This is a genomic window from Bradyrhizobium sp. RP6 (assembly GCF_003837805.1).
In the GTDB taxonomy this organism is placed as follows: Bacteria; Pseudomonadota; Alphaproteobacteria; order Rhizobiales; family Xanthobacteraceae; genus Bradyrhizobium.
Map to the genome: position 1 here is coordinate 302717 of NZ_RQIT01000001.1, position 22343 is coordinate 325059.

Sequence of the window (22343 nt, forward strand, 5' to 3'; positions counted from 1 at the left end):
ACGACATGCCAAAGCGCAAGCGCGCGCTCGAGGTGGTGAGAAACGACGACGACGGCGAGGGCAAGCCCTCGCGGCGCAACCGGCTCAATTTCTTTGAGCTGGCCTACCAGAAGATCGAAGAGCTCCTGGTTCACTGCGAGCTCAAGCCCGGACAATTCATGACGATGCTGGAATTGCAGCACATCACCGGTTTCGGGCGCACACCGGTGCATCACGCCGTCAATCGTCTGTCAGCCGACACCCTCATCATCATCCGGCCCCGTCACGGCCTGCACATCGCGCCGATCGATCTTGCGCGCGAACGCATGCTGCTGGCCTTGCGCCGCGACATGGAGCGCTTCGTGATCCGCCTCGCGGCCGATCGCGCCAGCCTCTCGCATCGCAATCAGGCGCTGCACATCGAGCGTCTGCTGCGCGAGCGCCGCGCCAGCCTGACGCTCGACGAATTCAACAGCCTCGACCGTCGCATCGACGCGTTGGTGCTGGAGGCGGCCGGCGAGCCGTTCCTCGTGCATACGATGCGGCCACTGCACACGCTGTATCGGCGCATCGGTTACATCCACCACCGCTTCATGCCGGGGCAGGCGGATCTGTCGGGCACAATCGATCATCACCTCGCCATTCTCAGTGCCGTTGCCGGCCGCCATGTCGAGGATGCCGTGAAGGCGAGCGATGCCCTTATCGACTACATGGACTCGATGTTCACCGGCATGGAAGCGGGGATCGATCCGCGGCTGCTCGATTGCAGCATCGAGCCGCTGCTCGACACGTAGAGAGTTTCGAAGAGAGGACCAAGAAAATGTCAACGATGGCTCTGCCACAACCGACCGCGAGCGAGGCCGCGGTCCGCTACCTGATCACGAACTACAGCCCCAAGGGCAACAAGGTCGGTTGGCTGATGATGGCCTCGATCCTGGTCGAGGCCTGGGATCTCTATTCGATCGCCTTCGTGCTGATCTTCATCAAGGAGCAGTACAATCCCGATCCGCTGATGCTGGGCCTTGCGGCGGCCGGCACGCAAGGCGGCGCCCTGATCGGTGCGCTGCTCGGCGGCTGGCTGTCCGACAAGATCGGCCGCCGCGTCATGTTCCTGGTGACGATGGTGATGTTCATCGTGCTGGCGCTGGCGCAGGCCTTCGTGCCTGATGTCGCCTGGCTCGTCGTGATCCGCTTCCTGCTCGGCATCCCGCTCGGCTCCGACATCTCGACCGGCTACACCTACATCATGGAATCCATGGCCAAGGGCGAGCGCGAGGTCATGGGCAACCGCTGGCAGTTCATGTTCGCCGTCGGTGAAGTGCTCACCATCGGCGTCATCGTGATCTTCCTCCTGATCGACATGAACCACGAGATGCTGTGGCGCGTGACGCTCGGTCTCGGCGCGGTACCGGCGCTGATCATCCTCATCATGCGGCACGACGTGCCGGAGACGGCGGTGTGGCTGGTGCAAAAGGGGCGCTACCGCGAGGCCAAGCAGGTCGCGCGCGAGATGTTCAACGACAATCTCGACATGCTGCCGGACCGGGACGTCCAGGTGCCGAAGGTCTCGACGCGTGCGTTTCTCGCCGACCTGAAGAAGGACCCGATCCGCTGGCGCGCCACCATCTACGGCTGGATCGCCTGCTTCGCGCAAGGCAGCGAATTCTCGACCTTCGCGTTCTACCTGCCGGTGCTGTTCGTGATGGTCGGCGTGTCGAGCGTGCTCGGCAACAACCTGGTGACGATGGGACTGTTCTGCTTCGCCGCGTTGTCCGGCTGGGTGGGTCCGCTGCTGACGCCGAAGATCGGCCATCGTGGCATCGCCATCGCCGGTTTCGGCATCGTGCTGGCTTCACTTCTGGTCGCGGCCTTCGCGCTTTACACCGACAACAAGATACTGCTGCCGTTCGCGGCCGCCGCCATGCTGTGGGGCCATTATTGGGACGCGTCGAACTGCATGACGATTCCGACCATGGTCGCCAAGCCGAAATATCGCGGCACCGCCAGCGGCTTCGCTTACATGTTCGTGAAGCTGCCGTCGTTCCTGGCGATCTTCCTCTTCCCGTCGCTGTTCGCGGCGATCGGGCAGGCCAACGCCACGCTGTTCGTCGCGATCTTTCCGCTGATCGGATTGCTCGCCGCGATCTTCATCCTGCCGGAAGTCTACGGCTACGAGAACGACTGACGTGTGACCCGGTCGCGGCCTTGTGGCCGCGATCGGGCTCCGTCCGCTACGGGCTCAGGAAGACGGGATCGATCCCGGTGCCATGGCCGAGCAGGCCGATGGCCTGAAGCTGGGCCGTGTGCACGTCGATCTCCAGGATGGCGAACAAGGCCAGCAGCACCACGACGGAGAAGACGAGCAGGGGATGGGACGTCTCCGTGCGGCCCTGGCCGGGCGCGACGAAGCCTTGAATTTCGCGGCGCAACGAGAACCGGCGCGACAGCGACTTTGATCGAATCTGCATGATCAACCTTCCTTGCCGCGAGCTGTCTGAAGCTCGCGACAAGTGAAGTCTAGCCGTCGCCGCAATGCCGGCCTTGATGCACCGCAAACGGCTGAACTTATTTGGCCGGCGCGCCTTGCCGCTACCTGATGGCAGCCGCCAGTGCACCGATCAAGGCAGGCGGCGTCACCAGAAGACCGAGCTTGAGGAACGGCCAGGCGCCGACCTCGATCTTCTCCCGCCGGAGCGCGACCAGCCAGAGGATGGTAGCGAGCGATCCCGTCACCGACAGATTAGGCCCGAGATCGACGCCGATCAGGATGGCGCTGACGACCGGCGCGGGCAGATGATCGCTTGCGGCGACCGAGCCGGCGACGAGGCCGACCGGAAGGTTGTTGGCGATGTTGTCGGCGATCGCTGTGGCGATGCCGACGCTCCAGGCTGCCTGGGGCACCGATTGCGCGACCGCTTGGTGCAGCAGCGCGCTCAACTGCGCGATCACGCCGGTCTTCACCAGCGCTTCCACCATCACAAAGAGCCCGCCGACCAGCGGCAGCACGCTCCAGGAGACGCCGTGCAGCACGGGCAAAGGCGATTGCCGGTTGATCAGCAGCACGATCGCTGCCGTCGCGACGCCGCAGTTGAAGGTCGGCAGGCCCAGTTGCCTGTCCAGCGCTGACGCGGTCACCAGCACGATGCCGATCGCGACGATGCCTATTGCCGTGAGCTTGCCGCCGCGTCCAAGCTTCGGGTGCGGCACGCTGCGGGCGATCGTCTCCTCCTTGAGCGCGCGGTGCTGGCTGAGGCGCAGGACCACGTAAGTGAGCAGGATCGAGGCCGCCGAGGGCAGGGCGAACAGGCGCAGCCATTCGGTGAGGTGCGGCATGCGCGCGCCGAACACGACGAGATTGGCCGGATTGGAGATCGGCAGCACGAAGCTTGCGGCATTGGCAATGAAGGCGCAGACGAACAGATAGGGCAGCGGCTTTGCGCCGGCCGCGCGCGTTGCGGCATAGACGGCCGGGGTCAGCACGATCGCGGTGGCATCGTTGGAGAGCAGCACGGTGACGAGAGTGCCGACGAGGTAGATCAGCAGGAACAGCCGCTGCGGTGAGCCACGTGCATACTCCACCGCAACCGCGGCGAGATAATCGAACAGGCCTTCGAGCCGCGCCAGCTCTGCGATCAGCATCATGCCGATCAGGAAGAGATAGACGTCGACGCCCTTCTCGATACCGGTCAACGCATCCGGCCATTGCAGCAAACCAAACAGCAGCAGCGCGCCGGCGCCGATCACGGCCCAGAGCGCCTCGGGCAGGCGAAAGGGCCGGACGATGACGCCTGCGGTCGCGACGACGATGATGCTCCAGGTCCAGATGGCGTCAGACGGCACGGTTCAGTTCTCGAATGGGAATGGAGTCATTCGGCAGCGATAGCCGATGCGGGCGCCGCTGTCTTCCCCCGCGGGCGCGGATCGCCATCGTCGCCTTGCCGCGTTTCGGGCAAGGCGAGGAGGCAGATCACCGCACCGATCGCCGCCACGGCGCCGAGCGTGATGAATGCTGCGCTGTAACCGGCGCCGACCACGACCAGGCCCGCCAGTGTCGTCGACAGCGCCGCACCAATGCTCTGGGCCGTGATGACGGCGCCCTGTGCGACGTTGAAGCGGCCGGTGTTGCGCATCAGGTCGGCGACGATGACGGGGAAGATTGCCCCGAAAATGCCGGCGCCGACGCCATCCAGCAGCTGTACGGCGACCAGCCAGAACGGATTGTCGGAGAGTGTATAGAGCGCACCGCGGATCGGCAGGATCAACAATGCGGCGAGGAAGAACCGCTTGTGCCCCCAGCGGTCGGCCCGCGCGCCGACCAGCGCCGCGAACGGAACCATCACCACTTGCGCCGCAACGATGCATGCCGACATCAGACTGGTGCCGATGTTCTTGTCCTGGAGCGCGAGCTTCTGTCCGACCAGCGGCAGCATCGCCGCGTTGGAGAGATGAAACAGAACGACGCAGACAGCGAATATGAGCAGAGGACGGCAGCTCAGGAGCACGCCAAGCCCCGAAGGCTGTTCGGGTCCGCCATTGATACGAGAGTGGTGCAGTCCGCGCGCGAGATCGTGGTCGATGGCCCGTTCGGGGATTGCCAGGATGCTGACGAGGCTCGCGATCGCCATGGCGCCGAGAAGGTAGAACACGACGGTCGGTCCGAACCAATAGGCGGAGAGGCCGGCGATGCCCGCCGCGACGGCGTTGCCGGCGTGGTTGAAAGTCTCGTTGCGGCCGATGCGCCGGGTAAATGCGGCATGCCCGAAGATGCCAAGCGAGACAGCGGCGATCGCGGGTGGAAAGACCACGGCGGCGGCTTGCGCGATGCCTTGCGAGATTATCACCGGCAGGAGGTTGGGGAACCACGGCAGTGAGAGCGAGGCGAGGGTCACCAGAATCGCAGCGGCCACCATCACCAGCCGCTTCGCCCGCGTGCCGTCAAGCAGCGCGCCGGCCGGCGTCTGTGCGACGATGCCGGCGATCGTCGCGATCGACATCACAAGGCCGATGCGAGCTTCGTTCCAATGCTGCTCGGTGAGAAGATAGACCGCGAGATAAGGGCCGAGCCCGTCGCGGACGTCGGCGAGGAAGAAATTGGCAGCGTCCAGCGCGCGGCCGGCGCGCCTCGCCTGATCAAGGTCTTGGCTCGACATGCATCTCTCGATCGAGGCTCAAATTTGTCCGGCCGGCACCGACGGTACGGCTTGAGCTATGAACGTTCTATCTGCGAACGGCGGTCCGCCGAACACACCGCTGTCGTTCCGGACAAGCAGCCGCGGTTATCCGGAGGACGGGGACAGGCAATCACCGCGCCACCGACAGTTTCTCCGTGATCGCCTTGCGTAATATGCGCGACAGCGACTCCACAGAGTAGGGCTTCTGGATCAGTTCGAAGCCGCGATGGGCGCTTTCGGCGAGCACGTTGCTGTAGCCGCTGGTGAGCACCACGGGCAGGCCCGGATAGCGCTCGCGGATGATGCCGGCAAGCTCGACACCGTTCATTCCGGGCATGATGACGTCGGAGAACACGAGGTCGACGGCAAATTCGTTCTCGCCGAGAATCGCCAGTGCCGCGTTGGCGTTGGCGACGCGGCGGACGATATAGCCGAGATCCTCCAGGAGTTCGGTGGAGAAGCGGCCGACTTCGTCGTCGTCCTCGACCACGAGCACGCGATAGCCGCGTCCGGTCGCCGTGACCTCATGGGTCAGTGCCGCGGCTTCCTTGTCCGTCGCGGGACTTTGGGCCCGCGGCAGATAGATGGTGAAGGTTGCGCCTTTGCCTTGCGTGCTCGTCACCGCGATGTCGCCCTCGGACTGTTTTGCGAAGCCGAAGGCCTGGCTGAGGCCAAGGCCGGTGCCCTTGCCGACCTCCTTTGTGGTGAAGAACGGCTCGAAGATCTGTTCGAGATGTTCCGGCGCGATGCCGCTTCCGGTGTCGGTGACGGAGATGGCGACGAAGTCGCCGCTGCGCGCCGATTGCGCGCGCAGTTGAGGGATACCATGGACCTTGCGCACGGCGATGGTGAGGTGGCCTTCGCCATTCATCGCATCGCGGGCGTTGATGGCGAGGTTGATCAGCGCGGTCTCGAACTGGGCGATGTCGGCCACGGTGAAGCAATCGGGATCCTGAACCTCCACGGCGATCTCGATGCGGCCGCCGGCCAGCGGCCGGACCAGCTGCGCCACGCCTTCGACCTGGCTGCCGACGTTGAAGATCTGCGGCTTCAGCGGCTGCCGGCGCGCGAACGCCAGAAGCTGCGCGGTCAGCTTGGAGGCGCGCTCGACCGTCTCGGAGATGGCGTCGACATAGCGGCGGCGGCGTTCCTCCGGCAGCTCGCGGCGGCGCAGGAAGTCGGTGGCGGAGCGGATGATGGTGAGGAGATTGTTGAAGTCGTGCGCGACGCCGCCGGTGAGCTGGCCGATCGCCTCCATCTTCTGCGATTGCCGCAGCGCTTCCTCGCCGCGGCGGCGCTCGGTGACGTCGACCGCCTCGGGCACCGCGCCGGTGATGTTGCCGTGGCGGTCGAGCACGGGCCGCATGCCGAAATCGAAATCGCGCTCGCCGATGGGAAGGCGCAGGCGCATCTCCAGCCGCACCGCTTCGCCTTTGAGCACCGTGTCGAAGGCTTCTCGCACGGCGGCACTCATGCCGTCCGTGCCGGTGAACCAGGGCGTGTCCCAGAGCGGCTTTCCGATCACATCCGACGAGCACGCCTTGATGCCATCCAGCGCGGTCTTGTTGGCGTAAAGCAGCTCACCCTTGAGATTGACCAGGCCCTGATACTGATTGCTGGTCTCCAGGATCGCGCGCAGCCGTGCCTCGTTGGATTCGAGCTCGGCGGTGCGCTCGGCAATGCGCTGCTCCAGCGTCTCGTTGAGCTGCCTGAGCTCGATCTCGGCCTGCTTGGCGACGGTGATGTCGTGGGCGACGCCGATGAAGCCGATATGCTTGCCTGTTGGGTCCCAGCGCGGCTGCGATTCCGATCGAAGCCACCGCCATTCGCCGCTTGCGTTCCTGTAACGCGCTTCCAGCACGAAGGGTTTGAGGGATGCTTCACCCTGGACGGATTGCTGGAGCACGTGCGGCAGGTCGTCGGGATGCAGCACCTTGCGCCAGTCGAAGTCGATGGCCTGATCGTAGGGAAGGCCGACGAAATCGACATAGGCCTGGTTGGCGAAGGACCGCTTGCGATCGAGCTTGGTGACCCAGATCGGCACCGGCGCGCTGTCGGCGATCAGCCTAAAGCGCTCCTCGCTCTCGCGCAGCGTCTCGCGCGCCAGCGCCTGGTCGGTGATGTCGATATGGGCGCCGACCAGGCGGATGGCGCGGCCGTCCTTGTCGCGCTCGATCTTGGCGACGACCCGAATCCAGCGGGTCTCGCCGTCGCTGGGGCGGATGATGCGGTATTCGGCGCTGTAGTCTTCGCTCGTTCCGGCGAGCGCCTCGAAGAAATGCTTGACGGCCGCCTCGCGGTCGTCGGGATGGATGCGATTGACCCAATCCTCGTGCGACTCCTCGGCAGCTTCCGGCGGCAGGCCGTGGATGATCAGATATTCGGGCGAGCGACGGTTCTTGAAGCCTTCGCGGAAATCGACCTCGACGCCGCCGACCTTGCCGATACGCTGGATGCGCGCCAGCTCGGCCTCGCGTTCCTGGAGCGCGCGATAGGCGTTATCGCGCTCGCGCGCGACGGCTTCGAGGTGCTGGCGCAGCCTTTCGGCGGCGATGGTCTCGGGCAAGGGATCGTTCAAGGCATCGGCCGTTGTGATGCGAGTGCGCACGTGCCGGACCGATATTCACACAGACGGAACGTGATGGCCATTGTTTAGAGGGCAAAGTATCGGAAAATAGGAGCGCGTGCCTGCACGCGAAGAACGACGCGGTGGCAACGTCTGGCCTGGCAATTTGTTCCGGAGACTGGAACGATCGGCTGATCGAGGCGTCTTCGCGAGGTGCCAATCCTCTCATAAAAATCCCTTTCCAAAGAGGCTAAATCTTGAAGCTCTTCGTCTGTCAGGCCTGCGGCAACGTTCTCTATTTCGAGAATCGTGCCTGCGAACGTTGCGGCCATCGTGTCGCCTTCCTGCCGGAGAAGGAGACAATGTCGGCGATCGAGCCCGACGGAGAAGCCTGGAGGACATTGGCCGACAATGGCGAAAGCCGGATGCTGTGCCGCAATGCCGAGTACGACGCCTGCAACTGGCTGACGGATACGGGCGATACCACCGGATATTGCCGCGCCTGCCGCCACAATGGGACAGTACCGAACCTTTCCGATCCGGCGCAGCTTGCTGGATGGCGTGAGCTGGAGGTGGCCAAGCACCGTCTATTCTATTCCCTGATCCGCTGGAGGCTGCCGCTCCAGACCCGGCAGGACAATCCCGGGCATGGGCTGATCTTCAATTTCCTAGCCGACGATCCGAACAGCGGAGAGAAGGTCATGACTGGCCACGACAGCGGCCTGATCACGATTGCGCTCAAGGAGGCGGACGACATCGAGCGCGAGCGGCGCAGGCTCGAGATGGGCGAGCCCTACCGGACGCCGCTCGGGCATTTCCGCCACGAGGTCGGGCACTACTTTTGGGATGTGCTGGTGCGGGACGGCGGCAAGCTGAACCAATGTCGCGCCGTGTTCGGCGACGATTCCGTTGATTACGGTCAGGCCTTGCAGCGGCACTATGCCGAAGGCCCGCCGCCGCACTGGCAGCAGAGCTATGTCTCGGCCTACGCCACGACGCATCCCTGGGAAGACTTTGCCGAGACCTGGGCGCACTACCTCCACATCGTCGACACGCTGGAGATGGCCGCCGAGTTCGGCATGGAGGTGCGCCCCAGGGTCGACCGCGTTGGGGAACTGACGGCGCGCATCCGCTTCAACCCTTACGAGGCAAGGGATATCGAGGCGCTGGTCAACGCATGGCTGCCCTTCACCTTCGCCATGAACAGCGTCAACCGCGCCATGGGCCTGCGCGACCTCTATCCCTTCATCCTATCGCCCGCGGTGGTCGCCAAACTCGGCTTCATTCACGGCCTGGTCCGGGACGTGGCCAAGGCCGGGAAGCCCCGGGAAGCGGAACGGCGTCCCTAGGGGCTCGCCGGGCCCATTTCGGTCTTGCGCTGGTACGCCAGAGGCCCCGGATTTAGACCGTTGCCTCCGGCCCATTTTGATGTACCACGGGAGCCACACGGCCCGCCCCATAGGCCCCAACGGCCAGGAGACGGGTCCCGCCCAAGGTCGAGACCCAAGAAAAGCATGTTCAAACGGATTCTGATCGCCAATCGCGGCGAAATCGCCTGCCGGGTCATCAAGACCGCCCGCAAGATGGGAATTCAGACGGTCGCGGTCTATTCCGAGGCCGACCGCGATGCCCTCCATGTCGAGATGGCCGACGAGGCGGTGCTGATCGGGCCGCCCGCGGCGGCCGAGAGCTACCTGGTGATCGAGAAGATCGTCGAGGCCTGCCGCAAGACGGGCGCGCAAGCCGTGCATCCCGGCTACGGCTTTTTGTCCGAGCGCGAGGCGTTTCCGCGTGCGCTGGAGGCGGCCGGCATCGTCTTCATCGGCCCCAACCCCGGCGCGATCGCGGCGATGGGCGACAAGATCGAATCCAAGAAGGCGGCGGCCAAGGCCGACGTTTCGACCGTGCCGGGCTTTCTCGGCGTGATCGAAGACGCCAAGCATGCGGTCAGGATCGCCGACGCGATCGGCTATCCCGTGATGATCAAGGCCTCCGCCGGTGGTGGCGGCAAGGGCATGCGAATCGCCCACTCGACCCAGGAGGTCGAGGAGGGATTTGGGCTGGCAAAAGCGGAAGCAAAGGCCTCGTTCGGCGATGACCGCGTCTTCATCGAAAAGTTCATCGTCGATCCCCGCCACATCGAGATCCAGGTGCTGGGCGACAAGCACGGCAACGTGATCTATCTCGGCGAGCGCGAATGCTCGATCCAGCGCCGCAACCAGAAGGTCATCGAGGAGGCGCCGTCGCCGCTGCTCGACGAAGCCACCCGCCGCAAGATGGGCGAGCAGGCCGTCGCGCTGGCCAAGGCCGTGAATTACGACTCCGCCGGAACGGTCGAGTTCGTCGCAGGGCAGGACAAGAGCTTTTACTTCCTGGAGATGAACACGCGCCTCCAGGTCGAGCATCCCGTCACCGAGCTCGTCACGGGCGTCGATCTGGTCGAGCAGATGATCCGTGTCGCGAGCGGCGAGAAGCTCGCGATCGCGCAGAAGGACGTCACGCTGACCGGCTGGGCAGTGGAATCCCGCCTCTACGCCGAAGATCCGTTCCGCAACTTCCTGCCCTCGATCGGGCGGCTCGTGAAGTATCGCCCGCCGGCGGAAGCCAGCAAGGACGGCATCACCATCCGCAACGACACCGGCGTGCAGGAGGGGGGCGAGATTTCCATCCACTACGATCCGATGATCGCCAAGCTCGTCACGCATGCGCCGTCGCGCGCGGCCGCGATCGAGGCGCAGGCCACCGCGCTGGACTCGTTCTACGTCGATGGCATCAGGCACAACATCCCGTTCCTGTCCGCGCTGATGCACCATCCGCGCTGGCGCGAGGGACGGCTCTCGACCGGCTTCATCGCCGAGGAATTCCCCAAGGGCTTTGCAGTGCGGGTGCCCGAAGGCGAGGTGGCGCGGCGGATCGCAGCGGTCGGCGCCGCCATCGATCACGTGTTGGGCGAGCGCAAGCGGCAGATCTCCGGCCAGATGGGTGGGCGCGTCGTGCAGCGCGAGCGGCGTCGCGCGCTCTGGCTCGATCGCGAGGAGATCCTGCTCGAGGTCGGACGCGAGGGCGAGGCGATCGCGATCCGCTTCATCGATGCCGACGGCAAGGCCGGCAATGCGCATCTGTTGCAGTCGCCGTGGAAGCCGGGCGATCCGGTCTGGCAGGGCACCATCGACGGCCATTTCGTCGCGGTGCAGGCGCGCCCGATTGCCAACGGCATCCGCCTCGCGCATCAGGGCGTCGAGGTGCCGGTCTATGTCTGGACCGAAGCCGAGGCGACTTCGGCGCGGCTGATGCCGGTGACGACGGCCTCCGACACCGGCAAGAAGCTGCTCTGCCCGATGCCGGGCCTCGTGGTCTCGATCGCGGTGACCGAGGGGCAGGAGGTCAAGGCTGGCGAGACGCTCGCGGTGGTCGAAGCCATGAAGATGCAGAACGTGCTGCGCGCCGAGCAGGACGGCACGGTGAAGAAAATCCACGCCAGCGCGGGCGCGACGCTGGCGGTGGACGCGCTGATCCTGGAGTTTGCGTAAGCGCTCTGGAGCACAATAGTCGACCCTCACCCTGAGGCGCCGCGCTTGCGCGGCGTCTCGAAGGGCGAGGAATTGAGAGTGAGGCAACCATGGCCTTTCGTTCCCGCCGCGAGAAACTTCGCTCCATCCTGTCGGGCGGGACTTGTGTCCATCCGGGCTCGGTCTACGACGCCATCTCGATCCGTATTGCCGAGGACCTCGGGTTTCCGGTCGGCATGTTCGGGGGATCAGTGGCTTCGCTCGCCGTGCTCGGCGACCCCGATATCACGCTGATCACGCTCACCGAGCTTGCCGAGCAGATGCGGCGGATGTCCCGAGCCGCAACGCTCCCCGTTCTGGTCGACGCCGATCATGGCTACGGCAATGCGCTGAACGTGCGCCGCACGGTCCAGGAGCTTGAGATGGCGGGCGCGGCCGGCCTCACCATCGAGGACACGCTGCTGCCGGCTGCCTTTGGCGAAACCAAGACGCAGCTGATCTCGCTCGAAGAAGGCGTCGGCAAGATGAAAGCGGCGCTTGTCGGCCGCAGCGATCCGTCGCTGGTGATCATGGGCCGCACGGGCGCTGCCGCGATCACCTCGATCGAGGATGCGGTTCGCCGCGCCAAGGCCTACGAAGAGACCGGGGTCGATGCGTTGTTCTTCACCGGCATCACGTCGCGCGCCGAACTCGAGGCCATCGCATCCGCCACGCGCCTGCCGATCGTGCTCGGCGGCGCGCAGGAGGAATTGAACGCGCTCGATTACCTTGCAAGCCGGCGCGTACGCATCGCGCTGCAGGGTCATGCACCGATCGCCGCCGCGACGCAGGCCGTCTACGAGACGCAGAAAGCCTTGCGCGAGGGCACGGCGCCGAAAAGTCTCAAGAGCCTGGCATCGTCGGAGCTGATGGCCCGTGTCATGCGCGAGAGCGAGGCCAGGGCGCGCAGCGCCGATGTCCTCGGACTCACAAAATGAGCCGGGCAATTCTCCAGGTCATGATCCGCGGACGCGTGCAGGGCGTCGGCTATCGGGCTTGGGTCGAGTATCAGGCGACGACGAGCGGCCTCGAAGGCTGGGTCCGCAACCGTCGCGACGGCAGCGTGGAAGCGCTGTTCGCCGGCGCGCCGAAGCACGTTGCCGACATGGTCGCGCTGTGCCGCCACGGCCCGCCGTCCTCGCGCGTCGACAGTGTCACGAGTGAAACCGCGAGCGTGGATGAGCTGAATCTGCGCCGGCCAGGAGAGGCGTTCTCGGTGTTGCCGACGGCGTAAACGCTCACAAGAAGTGGTCAGGCCCGGGCAGAAGGGACAAGCCCGGCCATGAGGGAGAGGAGGCTTAGGTGCCTCAAGCTCTCGAAGCGAACCCTCATCGCGGCAGCTTGGCGATCGCCTCGCTCAGCTCGTGGATCTCATAGGGCTTGCGCAGGATCGGGAAATCGCCGCGAACGCCGGCGGCTACCTCGCTGTAGCCGGTGGCAAGCAGGATCGGCAGACCGGGGCGGATCTGGCGGAGGCGATGGGCGAGGCTGAGCCCATCCATCTTGCCGGGCATGACGATGTCCGAGAACACGAAGTCGACGCCGTTGCTTTCGATCTCGCGCAATGCCGCTTCGGCATCGGCGACCCGGCGTACTTGATAGCCGAGCTGCTCCAGAAGACCGATGCTGACCAGAGCAACGTCGGGATTGTCCTCGACCAGCAGCACCGTGCCGCTGCCACGGAACGGCGTCCCCGATGTCTCGCGCGACGGCGCATCTGTCCCGCGCGGCAGGATGATGGTGAATGTCGTGCCCTTTCCGAGCTCGCTTGCGACCCTTACCGTGCCGCCGGCCTGATGGGCGAAGCCGTGCACCTGCGAAAGGCCGAGACCCGTGCCTTTTCCGATCGGCTTGGTCGTGAAGAACGGCTCAAAGACCTTGTCGAGAACGTCGGAGGGTATTCCGAGCCCGGTATCCGTGACGTCGATTGCGACGAAATCGCCGGCGAGGGGTGGCTCGTTCAGCACGACATTGCGCGCTCCGATCGTCACCGTGCCTCCGTCCGGCATCGCGTCCCGGGCATTGATGACGAGGTTGAGCAGCGCGGTCTCGAGCTCGGAGACGTCGGCCTTGATCGGCCATGTGTCGGAGCGAATGTCGAAGGCGAGACGCACGGAACTGCCCACGCCGGCGTCGAGCACCTCGCGGATGGCCGCGATGCGTTCGGCGAAATCGATCGCCTGCGGGTTCACGCTCTGCCGTCGCGCGAACGTGAGGAGCTGGTTTGTCAGCGCGGCGCCGCGTTTGGTCGCGGTCTCGATCGCGGACATGGCGCGCTCGAGCTTGGGGTCGTCGGTGGCGCTCCTCTTCAGGATGTGAAGGCTGCCGCTGATGATCATCAGAAGATTGTTGAAGTCGTGCGCAACCCCGCCGGTGAGCTGTCCGAGTGCGTCGAATTTCTGCGACTCGGCGAGCTGCTTCTGCATTGCCTCGAGCTTGAGCTGGGCATTGCGGCGCTCCGTGACGTCGCGCGTGATCTTGGCGAAGCCGATCAGCGCGCCGTTCTCGTAGATCGGGTCGATTACCACGCTGGCCCAGAAGAACGTGCCGTCCTTTCGGACGCGCCATCCTTCTTCCTCGTATCGGCCCTTCTCCCGGGCAATGCCGAGCGCCCGCGCGGGCCTGCCATTGGCGCGATCGGTCTCGGTGTAGAAGCGGGAAAAATGCTGGCCGAGGATCTCCTCGGGCGAATAGCCCTTGATGCGTTCGCCGCCGATGTTCCAGCTGGTGATGATCCCCTTGGGATCAAGCATGTAGAGCGCGTAGTCGGCGACTCCCTCAACCAACAGCCGGAAACTGCGCTCGCTCTCGAACAAGTCTCTCTGTTGACTGAACTTTTCGGTCATTCCGGACCCCGCCTCGACGGGGACAAACGCCGCACATGGCGGATTTGTTCCCAGTCTGTGGGACATTTTTAGGCAATATCCGCACCATATACGGTGGCCGCCGGGCGATCAGGCTCCTCGGACGGGCCGCTAACTCGTCGCCCGGCTCCGGAACGTCGCGGCCACAGCGCGCAGTGCCGCGAGCTTGGCGGGATCGCTGACTTTCGAATGCAGCACCACCTTCGAGCTGCCGAGCCTCGGCAGCTTGTGCGCCGGCCCGATATCGACCAAGCCCGGAGGTGCGATCCGCCGCGCCAGCGGCGCGATTGCAAGTCCGGCAAGCGCCGCCGCGACCACGGCCGTGACACCGCCGCCGACGAAACGCTCGCGCCAGGGGATGCGGGCCTTGTCGAGCGCGCGCACGGCGATGGCGCGGACGCCACAAGGCGGGGCGAGCGTTGCGAGCGGCAGTGCTTCGCCCTTTCGGACCATGAAGCGCTGCGACGCGAACCAGCCGAACTCGTCATCTGCCAGCTTCTCGCCGCCACGGCGGCTGCCCTCCTGCCGGACGATCACGGCGTCCAGCTCGCCCGCGTCATAGGCATCCTGCATCTCGCGCGAGAAGCCGATCGTGACGGCGAGCGTGAGATTCGCGGACATCGCGTGCAGCCGTTCGAGCAGCGGCACCAGTTCGGGGCCCGCGGCATGGTCGGAGATGCCGAGCGAGAGCGATTGCGCGGCGGAAGCCTCGAACGCACGGTCATGCGCTTCCATGAGCGCGTGGGCGCGATCGAGGAAATCAGCACCATCGGCAGTGAGCCGAACCGCGCGCGGCGAGCGTTCGACGAGGCGTTTCCCCAGCAACGTCTCCAGCCGTTGCAGCTTGAGGCTGACAGCCGCCTGCGTCGTGCCCAGCGCTTCGGCCGCGCGGGTAAAGCTCTGGAGGTCGGCAACCAGCAGGAAGGCCCGGACCGTGGCGATGTCGAGTGTTGCGTTCATTATGGATTGTTATCACTGATATAAGCTTCGATAAGATACCAAAATCATGCTCCCGGGTCTAGCTTGTCACCAACGCCGCGCAAGGCCCTGCGCAGCATCTTGAGGAGAACCACCATGCCCCTGATCACCGTGTCCTACGCCACGTCTCGCCAGTCGCCGTCGCTGAAGGCCGACATCGCCAATGCCGTGTCAGAGCTCACCGCAAAGATTCTGCACAAGGATCCCAGGGTCACCGCCATCATCGTGAAGTCCGTGGATGCCCACGACTGGTTCGCCGGCGGCAAGTCGCTCGCCGAGCAGAAGCTCGCAAGTTATTGGATCGACGTCCACGTCAGCGAGGGCACCAACACCAAGGACGAGAAGGCGGCTTATCTCGCTGCAATGTTCAAGCGCATGGCCGAGGTCCTGGGTCCGCTGCATCCCGAGACCTACCTGCATGTCGACGAGGTCAAGGGCGACGCCTACGGCTTTGGCGGCCTGACCCAGGAGCGGCGCTACATCGCCGGCAAGCTCGAGGTTTCGCTGCAGGCGGCGTGATGCCTGATCGCGGGTGAGCAATCTCACCCGCGACCGGTTGCGAGGGATCGTCAGCTCGCTGCGCGGAACTGGACTTCGGAATTGTTGATGAAGCACGTCTTGTCGAACAGCTTCAGGTCCAGCGGGTTCGGCAAGCGGACATCGCTGAGATCGGGACAGGGCTTGACTGCGGCATCATAGGATCGATCGATCTGGGAGATGAAGACGACGATCAGCCCCTTGTCACGTGCGAACGATCTCAGCGCGCGCACCTGAACGGTCAGGTCGGGATTTTCCCGCCGCTGGTCCAGCAGTTGCAGATAGTCGATCACGACGAATGTGCCGCGCGGAGCGGCGGCCATCTGCTTGACGACGTAATCGGCGCTGATCGCATCGGAGCAATCGACCTCGAACAATCCGTCGAATTGCGCGGGATCCACGCCGATCGCCCGCAAGCGGTCCAGAACATCTCTCTCGGTGTATTCGAGCGAGAAGAACGCGGCGCGGCTGCCTTTCCTCATGGCCTCCACCGCAAGTTCGAGACTCATGAGCGTCTTGCCATGACCGGGCCGCGAACCGAGCAGCACCAGCTCACCCGGCCGGAATTGAGGAAACAGCTTGCCGGCCGGCGTCTCCGCCGCGGCTTTCGCCGCGAGCAGGCTCCAGGCGGAGAACCCTTCCGTGGTGGCGACGCGGTCAAGCGCGTCGTGGAGTGGAATGCCGTCCTCGCGGGACAGGCGCTTTGCCTTGCGCTTGAGATGATAGATCGGCGCAGACAATTTCATCGTGAGAACCTCCCATTGCGAGCATGATCGCAATCCCTCCTTATGCCCAGCGCTCGAACAGTCGGTCCGATGATCAATTCGCCCGGCATGAAGTCTGCTTTCCCGGCGGAGGGGGGAGGCGTGGGCGGCACCGGGATAAGCTAGCTGATTCCGCGGCCGCAGAGAACGAGAGCCGCGCACGGCGAACAGGAAAGCGCCTAGGCGACCACTTCCGGCACCAGTGCGCGGGTCGATCCGAACAGCTCCTCGAACGCCTGCCGGAGCGCGATGTCGACGTCGGCCATGGTCACGAGCTGCCCGAGGTCGACCAGCGAAGTGACGCCGTAGCGGGGATCGGCGACGCCGCAGGGCACGATGCCGGCGAAATGCGACAGCTCCGGCTCGACATTGATGGCGATGCCGTGGAACGACACCCAGCGCTTCAGGCGGACTCCGATCGCTGCGATCTTGTCCTCGTGGTCCGCTCCCTTGTCGGGCCGCCTGACCCAGACGCCGACCCGGTCTTCACGCCGCTCGCCGCGAATATTGAAGACGGCCAGCGTGCGCAGAATCAGTTCCTCCAGGCTCGCGACATAGGCCCGAACGTCCGGCCGGCGGCGCTTGAGGTCCAGCATGACATAGGCCACCCGCTGGCCTGGCCCGTGATAGGTGAGCTGCCCGCCGCGCCCGCTCGCGAAAATCGGGAATCGCGCATCGAGCAGGTCGGATTGCTTGCCCGAGGTGCCCGAGGTGTAGAGCGGGGGGTGTTCGAGCAGCCAGACCAATTCCGGGGCCTCGCCCGCCGCAATTGCGGCGACCCGCGCCTCCATGGCGGCGACCGCATCCGGATAGGGCACCGGAGCATCCGAGATAAGCCATTCGACGGGCTCGCCGCCTGCGGCGGAAAACGACGTCAGATCGAGCTCTTGACGCTGGTTCTGGCGGGGGTTTTCAGGCGAATTAACCATTGGCTAACCATAACGTGGTGATGATCGCAGGCGCAAATGAAGAGTCCCATGTCGCGGCGGTCCTGACAGTGCCCACTCTCGATAAAGTCACCGTGGATCTCATGGTCGTCCTTGGGACCACCACCATGCCGATCCATCAAGTATTGCGTCTTTCCCGCGGCGCCATCATCGAGCTGGATGCTACCGAGGCCGACGAGGTCAAGGTCCTGGCCAACAATCTGCCCGTCGCCTCCGGCGTCGTGCTGGTCGACCGCAACCGCATCGCGGTCGAGGTCAAGCAGATGCTGCCGCGCACGCCCGGGACCCGGTAGGGCCCCGGGCAGGCGGTAGCGGCCCTGGGGACCAGCACGGGCCGATTCGGGTAGAGGGCTGGAACTTTCCTGCAAAGCTTGTGGAATTCAGGGCCTTTGCAGGCTTGTACCCCTCTGATGGATTTGTTAGATCGGCGCCGTTGATCCGGTCGGCCCTCAAGCCTCAGACCGGTATCCCCAAAGCGCTCGTGGCGGAACTGGTAGACGCGCTGCCTTGAGGTGGCAGTGAGTAAAATCGTGGGGGTTCGAGTCCCTCCGAGCGCACCAATAAAGTCTCTCCCTCAAATCGCTATCCATTTGAAAACGCAGCGAAATCCTTGCCGCGATTTTCGGTCGCTTTCCGTTGTCGCGTTTTGTGTGATACAGATCGTGATATGTTCTGTGACACACGGGCGGGGAGCGCACCTTGGTGAGGCAGGAAAATCAGGATCGATTCCTGCTCTTGCGGGATGGTGTCTACTACTACTGGCGGCGCGTGCCGAAGGTCGTCGTGCATCTCGAAGACCGCGCGCCGGTGATCCGGCAATCGCTCAAGACGGACGATCTGGCGAAGGCTAGGGCGCAGCGGGACATCCTCGAAGAAGCCGACAACGTGCTATGGGCCTCCATGCTGACGGACGGCAAGACGGATGCGGCGATAGCCGCTCACAAGGTCTCCCGAGCCCGTGCAGAGGCTCTTGGGTTCGCCTATCGCCCGGCGGTGGAAGTTGCGCAGCTACCACTCGAAGACCTCGTCAGGCGCTTCGCGGCGATCTCTGATCTGCGGACGCCGGTGGCCGTCGAGACGGCCGTCCTGGGCGGCGTGGATCGCCCCAAGGTCAAGGTCACTGAAGCCTTCGAAATTTACTGCGACGAGATCGCGGCCGTCGAGATCGTCGGCAAGAGCGAAGAGCAGAAGAAGGCGTGGAAGAAGGTCAAGAAGTACGCTGTCGATGCCTTCGTTAAGGTCATCGGCGAAGACCTCGCGATGGACGACATCACGCGCGACCACGCCAAGAAGATGCACGATCACTTCAAGGGGCTGATCGCGCCGAAGGACCCCAAGGCGGCCAAGAAGTCGGCCTCGCTCGGCAAGCGCCGCCTGGGCGACATGAGCATCCTCTACAAGCGCTACTATGCCCATATCGGTGTCGAAGGGAGGCCAAATCCATTCGAGGGCCTGACCTTCAATCAGAAGTTCAAGAAGCGCCGGTTGCCGTTCCCGATCGAGTGGGTCCGCGACGTGATCCTGAAGCCCGGCGTGCTCGCGGGCATGAATGAGGAAGCTCGCCATATCGTCTTTGTCTGCATCGAGACCGGGGCTCGCCCCATCGAGCTTCGCTACTTGCGTGCTGAGCGCATCAAGCTTCACGACAAGGTGCCGCACATCCTTGTCGAGCCATCGTTCGACCCTGACGAGCCGCATGAAGTGAAGACGGTGTCGTCGGTCCGCCGCATCCCATTAGTGGGCGTCGCGCTCGAAGCAATGAAGCACCACCCTGACGGCTTCCCGCGCTACCGAGAGAACGGCGGCACGCTGTCGCAGACGGTGAACAGCTATCTCAAAGAAAACAAGCTACAGCCGACCGGCAAGGAAACGCTCTACGGTTTCCGGCACACGTTCGAGGATCGCCTGAAGGAAGGCCGGATCGACGACGAACTGCGGAAGATTCTGATGGGGCATGCCATCGACCGCGAGCAATACGGCTCGGGCGGATCATTGAAGCTGTATCAGGAAGAGTTGATGAAGATCGTCTATCCGTTCGATCCGTCTATCGTCTGACGCGACGGAGCGCGCGAGCCATCGTGGACTCGCTCGCCTTCTTCGCCTCGATCTCGGACTCAAGCCGTTCGAAGATCGGAAGATAGACCTCGCCGCCATGGGGCGCGCGCTCCATAGCGATAGCAAGCCGGTCTAGGCAGCGTTCGAGCACTTCGATTGTGATCTCGCCATCGGCAGAAATCTTGCCGGTGGCGTTGTCATTGGCGACCTTCATCGCGACACGACCACTTCGAGGTTGATGGGTACGGCATTGAACGACGCGGGATCGCGCGGACGCTTCCTTCTGATCTCGACCACGACGCCGCGCATCCGCTTGGCTTGCTTTGCCGCGATGGTCACGCGGCGCTCTTCCGCCTTCGCCGGATCGACTGCGTCCCGGCGAAGTTGCTCCTTCAGCGCTTCGCTCCGATCCCTCATCACACGGTCTCGATTTCGACTTCGACGTTGCGCGCGACGCCGCGCACGCCAGCGATCACGGCGTCGATCCGCATGTTGATCTCGAAGGCGCGGAAGCGAGCGTCGAGCAGAGCGAGCGCGACGGAGTCGAGGGTCGGCGTCGCGTTGCGCGATCTGCACGCTTCGATCATGCGTTGGGTGGTGATGTCTTGAATGTCAGTGAGCGACATGGGTCGGAGCGTCCTGCAAGAGTGAGTGCTGGTCGGGGTGGATCGTCGGCCGTTCTTTCCCTTTGAAGCGCACCGGCCGGATCGCGGTCGGGTCGCGTAGGAATGGGAAGCGCTCATGGATGCCGGTGACGATCTCGATCAAAGCCGTCACCGTCTGCGGCATGGTCAGGCCGAGCTTGTCGGCGATGGGCTGAAGCTCTGCGCGGACTTCCTCAGGCAAGACTTTGGCGCGCGGCACCGCGACGAAATCCCAGCCCAGGAAGCCGAGCACCGCTTCGAGAGACTCGAGCCCCGGCTTGTTCTTGCGCCGCCACGCCTTAATCGAAGCGCGGCGAACGCCAGAGCCTTCCTCCGTCTCGTCATAGGTGACGCGGAGCCGCGCCATCTCCGCGAAGACAAGCTTCACATGAGGGCCGACGCGCTCCGGCATCGTCACCGTGCGCCGATTGGCACGGTCGCGGGTTCTACTCATGCTTCGGACCCGACGCGAGGTCGGTGGCGATGTTCATCATGGCGATGACGCCGGTCAGATGCTCATCGTCCGCCTGGAACATGATGCGACGATTACGATGGTCGGGATGGAGCGCGATGGTGCTCGCGCGGAACGAGTTCAGCATCGTCTTCATGAACATGCCGTTGATGCCGAACGCAGCAATCTCGCCGTTGATCGTTGCCTCGACCACGTCCACGCTGCCGCCGGTCTGACTGCCGACCGCGACCACGAAGCCGTCTTCCGAACCCGCGCACTGCAAGCGATGGCCCAATTCCTTCGAGGCGAAGGTTTCGAGCAGCGCGACCGTGCTGGAACACGCTTCGCGACTGACGACGATGCTCTCGGGAGCCGGGTTCGAAACAAGCGGAAGATAGTTCGGATACGTGCCGACCAACAGCGAAGAGCAAAAGCGCGTCGAGTCGGTGTAGAAGAAGATGGAGTTGGCGTTGGCGATGACGTTGACAACGTCGGCGCTGCGATAGAGCCGAAGCACAGCGTTGACCGTCTCGGCCGAGAGAATCACGCCGGGGCGGCCGTCGTTCAGCGGCATGTCTTCGGCACCATCCGGCGCGGGGACGGTTGCCTTGAACAGGATCGTGCCGGTGGTGCCAACGGCGGCGAGGCGCTTTCCCTCGTCGGCGACGTGAAGGAAGACGCCCTGCATCGGCGAGCTGGGCACCGTCGAAAGAGCCTGGGCGGTGTGACCGAACAGCCGGACGAGATCAGCGCCTTCAATGGCGAACTGTGCGCCGTCCATAGCGTAGTCGCGAGCAGGCCAGTCTTCGGCGGCGAGGGTGGGGAAGGTAGTGCGCGAGCGCCCGGCCTTGGCGATCAGTTCGTACTTTGCCGTGTCCATGGTGAAGGTGACATCTACGCCTTTCGGCAGCCGATCCACGACGGACTTCAGTTTCATCGCATCGACGGTCGTTGCGCCACTGGCCTCGACCTCGCATGCGCCGGTTGCTTCGACCATCATCTCAAAGTCGGTCGTGGCAATGGAGATCGTGCCATCCTGCACAATGATGCGCGCGTTGTTCGCGATCACAGCGGGCGAATTTTTCGGTGCGCTGGATACACCGCGCGCAACAATGTCGGTGAGAGTGTCACGATTGATCTTGAACTTCACAGAAGGCCCCCTTGCATGGTGATGCGGTAATGGTGCTCGCTGCCGACGTGCGCTTCGCAGTCGTCAACGGACCGAAATTTCGGATGGGTGTAGAGATGCAGCCGGTGCTTGGCGTCGTCGTGCAGATCGGCGCGGATCAGCGATTCGATCTCGTCACGGACCGCAACGTCGTCGAGCGTTGCGAGATGGCGGCGAGCGACCATTGAGTCGCCCACGCTAAGAGCCGCGCCAGCGCGCAGAAGTGCGAGCTTGTCAGTATGCGACATGAGCCCTCGCAACCTTACGGGCGGCCTGCTCTGCATCGACTTCGTCGAGAACAGACAGAGGCAGATCGACGCGAGGCGGATAGACCACGCGGCCGAATGCGCGAAGCTTGAAGGGGCAATTTTCGAGGATGGCGCTATCGAGCGCAGCCCTCATTCCGTTCGACCATCCTCGGTCCGTGTAGAAGACCGAGTAGTGCGCGACTTCGCGCCAAGCGAGGCCGAGCGCGATCCCCAGGGCGCGCTCGTCAGGCTTCGTGTCGTCGAGAACTTGAGTGAGCAGAAGGTGCGACGCCTGGGCGCTCTCGCCGCGCAGCGCGCAATCCTTCAGACAACGCCGCGCATAGGCGACATTGTCGTCAACCGCCCGAGCGTAGGGCGATTCCAGTACAACCAACTTGATGCTTTGCATGATCCGTTGCCCCT

24 protein-coding genes and 1 tRNA gene are annotated in these 22343 nt (G+C 64.2%); 10 read left to right on the forward strand and 15 right to left on the reverse strand.

The window, feature by feature from the left end; all coding sequences use genetic code 11:
- The first annotated feature begins 5 nt into the window (after nucleotides 1-5).
- Both EHH60_RS01630 and EHH60_RS01635 read left to right on the forward strand, forming a co-directional pair.
- Nucleotides 6-773, forward strand: coding sequence for a GntR family transcriptional regulator (locus tag EHH60_RS01630; RefSeq protein WP_124157758.1), 768 nt, complete (start codon nucleotides 6-8; stop codon nucleotides 771-773).
- 26 nt (nucleotides 774-799) lie between these two features.
- Complete coding sequence (locus tag EHH60_RS01635) at nucleotides 800-2164, forward strand: MFS transporter (RefSeq protein ID WP_124157759.1); 1365 nt, start codon at nucleotides 800-802, stop codon at nucleotides 2162-2164.
- Nucleotides 2165-2210: 46 nt separating this feature from the next.
- Here EHH60_RS01635 and EHH60_RS01640 read toward each other — a convergent pair whose 3' ends face one another.
- The 4 genes from EHH60_RS01640 to EHH60_RS01655 form a co-directional block, all read right to left on the reverse strand.
- Nucleotides 2211-2447, reverse strand: coding sequence for a hypothetical protein (locus EHH60_RS01640; RefSeq protein ID WP_124157760.1), 237 nt, complete (start codon nucleotides 2445-2447; stop codon nucleotides 2211-2213).
- A 121-nt stretch (nucleotides 2448-2568) separates the two neighbouring features.
- Nucleotides 2569-3819 (reverse strand): arsenic transporter, encoded by a 1251-nt coding sequence (locus EHH60_RS01645; protein WP_124157761.1) that lies wholly within the window; start codon nucleotides 3817-3819, stop codon nucleotides 2569-2571.
- A gap of 26 nt (nucleotides 3820-3845) precedes the next feature.
- Nucleotides 3846-5129, reverse strand: a complete 1284-nt coding sequence (locus EHH60_RS01650) for an MFS transporter (protein ID WP_124157762.1) — start codon at nucleotides 5127-5129, stop codon at nucleotides 3846-3848.
- A 151-nt stretch (nucleotides 5130-5280) separates the two neighbouring features.
- Nucleotides 5281-7758, reverse strand: a complete 2478-nt coding sequence (locus tag EHH60_RS01655) for a PAS domain-containing hybrid sensor histidine kinase/response regulator (RefSeq protein ID WP_124157763.1) — start codon at nucleotides 7756-7758, stop codon at nucleotides 5281-5283.
- 215 nt (nucleotides 7759-7973) lie between these two features.
- Here EHH60_RS01655 and EHH60_RS01660 point away from each other — a divergent pair, with 215 nt between their 5' ends.
- The 4 genes from EHH60_RS01660 to EHH60_RS01675 all read left to right on the forward strand — a co-directional run bounded on the left by EHH60_RS01660 (nucleotide 7974) and on the right by EHH60_RS01675 (nucleotide 12498).
- Nucleotides 7974-9065: a zinc-binding metallopeptidase family protein gene (locus EHH60_RS01660; protein ID WP_124157764.1), complete on the forward strand. Its 1092-nt coding sequence runs from the start codon at nucleotides 7974-7976 to the stop codon at nucleotides 9063-9065.
- Between the two features lie 165 nt (nucleotides 9066-9230).
- Nucleotides 9231-11246, forward strand: a complete 2016-nt coding sequence (locus tag EHH60_RS01665; RefSeq protein WP_124157765.1) for an acetyl-CoA carboxylase biotin carboxylase subunit — start codon at nucleotides 9231-9233, stop codon at nucleotides 11244-11246.
- A gap of 89 nt (nucleotides 11247-11335) precedes the next feature.
- A complete protein-coding gene (locus EHH60_RS01670) occupies nucleotides 11336-12202 on the forward strand; it encodes an isocitrate lyase/PEP mutase family protein (protein ID WP_124157766.1) in 867 nt (288 codons plus the stop codon).
- On the forward strand, nucleotides 12199-12498 hold the full coding sequence (locus EHH60_RS01675) for an acylphosphatase (protein ID WP_124157767.1): 300 nt from the start codon (nucleotides 12199-12201) through the stop codon (nucleotides 12496-12498). The genes EHH60_RS01670 and EHH60_RS01675 overlap by 4 nt, the downstream gene beginning before the upstream one ends.
- 94 nt (nucleotides 12499-12592) lie before the next feature.
- On the opposite strand, the gene EHH60_RS01680 is transcribed toward EHH60_RS01675, so the two are convergent.
- Both EHH60_RS01680 and EHH60_RS01685 read right to left on the reverse strand, forming a co-directional pair.
- Entirely contained in the window at nucleotides 12593-14110 is a 1518-nt protein-coding gene (locus EHH60_RS01680) for a PAS domain-containing hybrid sensor histidine kinase/response regulator family protein (RefSeq protein ID WP_124157768.1), read from the reverse strand.
- 129 nt (nucleotides 14111-14239) lie between these two features.
- A complete protein-coding gene (locus EHH60_RS01685; protein ID WP_124157769.1) occupies nucleotides 14240-15088 on the reverse strand; it encodes a LysR family transcriptional regulator in 849 nt (282 codons plus the stop codon).
- Between the two features lie 114 nt (nucleotides 15089-15202).
- On the opposite strand from EHH60_RS01685, the gene EHH60_RS01690 reads away from it, so the two are divergent.
- A complete protein-coding gene (locus EHH60_RS01690; protein ID WP_124157770.1) occupies nucleotides 15203-15625 on the forward strand; it encodes a tautomerase family protein in 423 nt (140 codons plus the stop codon).
- A 50-nt stretch (nucleotides 15626-15675) separates the two neighbouring features.
- On the opposite strand, the gene EHH60_RS01695 is transcribed toward EHH60_RS01690, so the two are convergent.
- Entirely contained in the window at nucleotides 15676-16389 is a 714-nt protein-coding gene (locus tag EHH60_RS01695) for a DNA helicase (RefSeq protein WP_124157771.1), read from the reverse strand.
- A 197-nt stretch (nucleotides 16390-16586) separates the two neighbouring features.
- The gene (gene lipB, locus EHH60_RS01700; RefSeq protein WP_124157772.1) at nucleotides 16587-17336 is read right to left on the reverse strand and encodes a lipoyl(octanoyl) transferase LipB; all 750 of its coding nucleotides are present in this window, start codon (nucleotides 17334-17336) and stop codon (nucleotides 16587-16589) included.
- A 68-nt stretch (nucleotides 17337-17404) separates the two neighbouring features.
- Between lipB and EHH60_RS01705 the strand changes: the two genes are divergently transcribed.
- From EHH60_RS01705 to EHH60_RS01715, 3 genes are all read left to right on the forward strand, one after another.
- Complete coding sequence (locus EHH60_RS01705) at nucleotides 17405-17647, forward strand: FliM/FliN family flagellar motor switch protein (protein WP_011088012.1); 243 nt, start codon at nucleotides 17405-17407, stop codon at nucleotides 17645-17647.
- A 182-nt stretch (nucleotides 17648-17829) separates the two neighbouring features.
- Nucleotides 17830-17914, forward strand: a tRNA-Leu gene (locus tag EHH60_RS01710).
- 142 nt (nucleotides 17915-18056) lie between these two features.
- Nucleotides 18057-19409, forward strand: a complete 1353-nt coding sequence (locus tag EHH60_RS01715; protein ID WP_245454390.1) for a DUF6538 domain-containing protein — start codon at nucleotides 18057-18059, stop codon at nucleotides 19407-19409.
- Here EHH60_RS01715 and EHH60_RS01720 read toward each other — a convergent pair.
- The 7 genes from EHH60_RS01720 to EHH60_RS01750 are packed head-to-tail and all read right to left on the reverse strand — an operon-like array spanning nucleotide 19399 to nucleotide 22329.
- Nucleotides 19399-19623: a hypothetical protein gene (locus EHH60_RS01720; protein ID WP_124157774.1), complete on the reverse strand. Its 225-nt coding sequence runs from the start codon at nucleotides 19621-19623 to the stop codon at nucleotides 19399-19401. The two genes, EHH60_RS01715 and EHH60_RS01720, sit on opposite strands and share 11 nt — an antisense overlap.
- Nucleotides 19620-19826, reverse strand: coding sequence for a hypothetical protein (locus tag EHH60_RS01725; protein ID WP_124157775.1), 207 nt, complete (start codon nucleotides 19824-19826; stop codon nucleotides 19620-19622). The genes EHH60_RS01720 and EHH60_RS01725 overlap by 4 nt, the downstream gene beginning before the upstream one ends.
- Entirely contained in the window at nucleotides 19826-20035 is a 210-nt protein-coding gene (locus EHH60_RS01730) for a hypothetical protein (protein ID WP_124157776.1), read from the reverse strand. The genes EHH60_RS01725 and EHH60_RS01730 overlap by 1 nt, the downstream gene beginning before the upstream one ends.
- Entirely contained in the window at nucleotides 20022-20507 is a 486-nt protein-coding gene (locus EHH60_RS01735) for a hypothetical protein (RefSeq protein WP_245454367.1), read from the reverse strand. Before EHH60_RS01735 ends, EHH60_RS01730 begins: the two co-directional genes overlap by 14 nt.
- Nucleotides 20500-21654 (reverse strand): beta clamp domain-containing protein, encoded by a 1155-nt coding sequence (locus tag EHH60_RS01740; protein WP_124157777.1) that lies wholly within the window; start codon nucleotides 21652-21654, stop codon nucleotides 20500-20502. The genes EHH60_RS01735 and EHH60_RS01740 overlap by 8 nt, the downstream gene beginning before the upstream one ends.
- Nucleotides 21651-21857, reverse strand: a complete 207-nt coding sequence (locus tag EHH60_RS01745) for a hypothetical protein (protein WP_124157778.1) — start codon at nucleotides 21855-21857, stop codon at nucleotides 21651-21653. The genes EHH60_RS01740 and EHH60_RS01745 overlap by 4 nt, the downstream gene beginning before the upstream one ends.
- A 49-nt stretch (nucleotides 21858-21906) precedes the next feature.
- Nucleotides 21907-22329, reverse strand: coding sequence for a DUF7768 domain-containing protein (locus tag EHH60_RS01750; RefSeq protein ID WP_199751257.1), 423 nt, complete (start codon nucleotides 22327-22329; stop codon nucleotides 21907-21909).
- Between the last annotated feature and the right edge of the window lie 14 nt (nucleotides 22330-22343).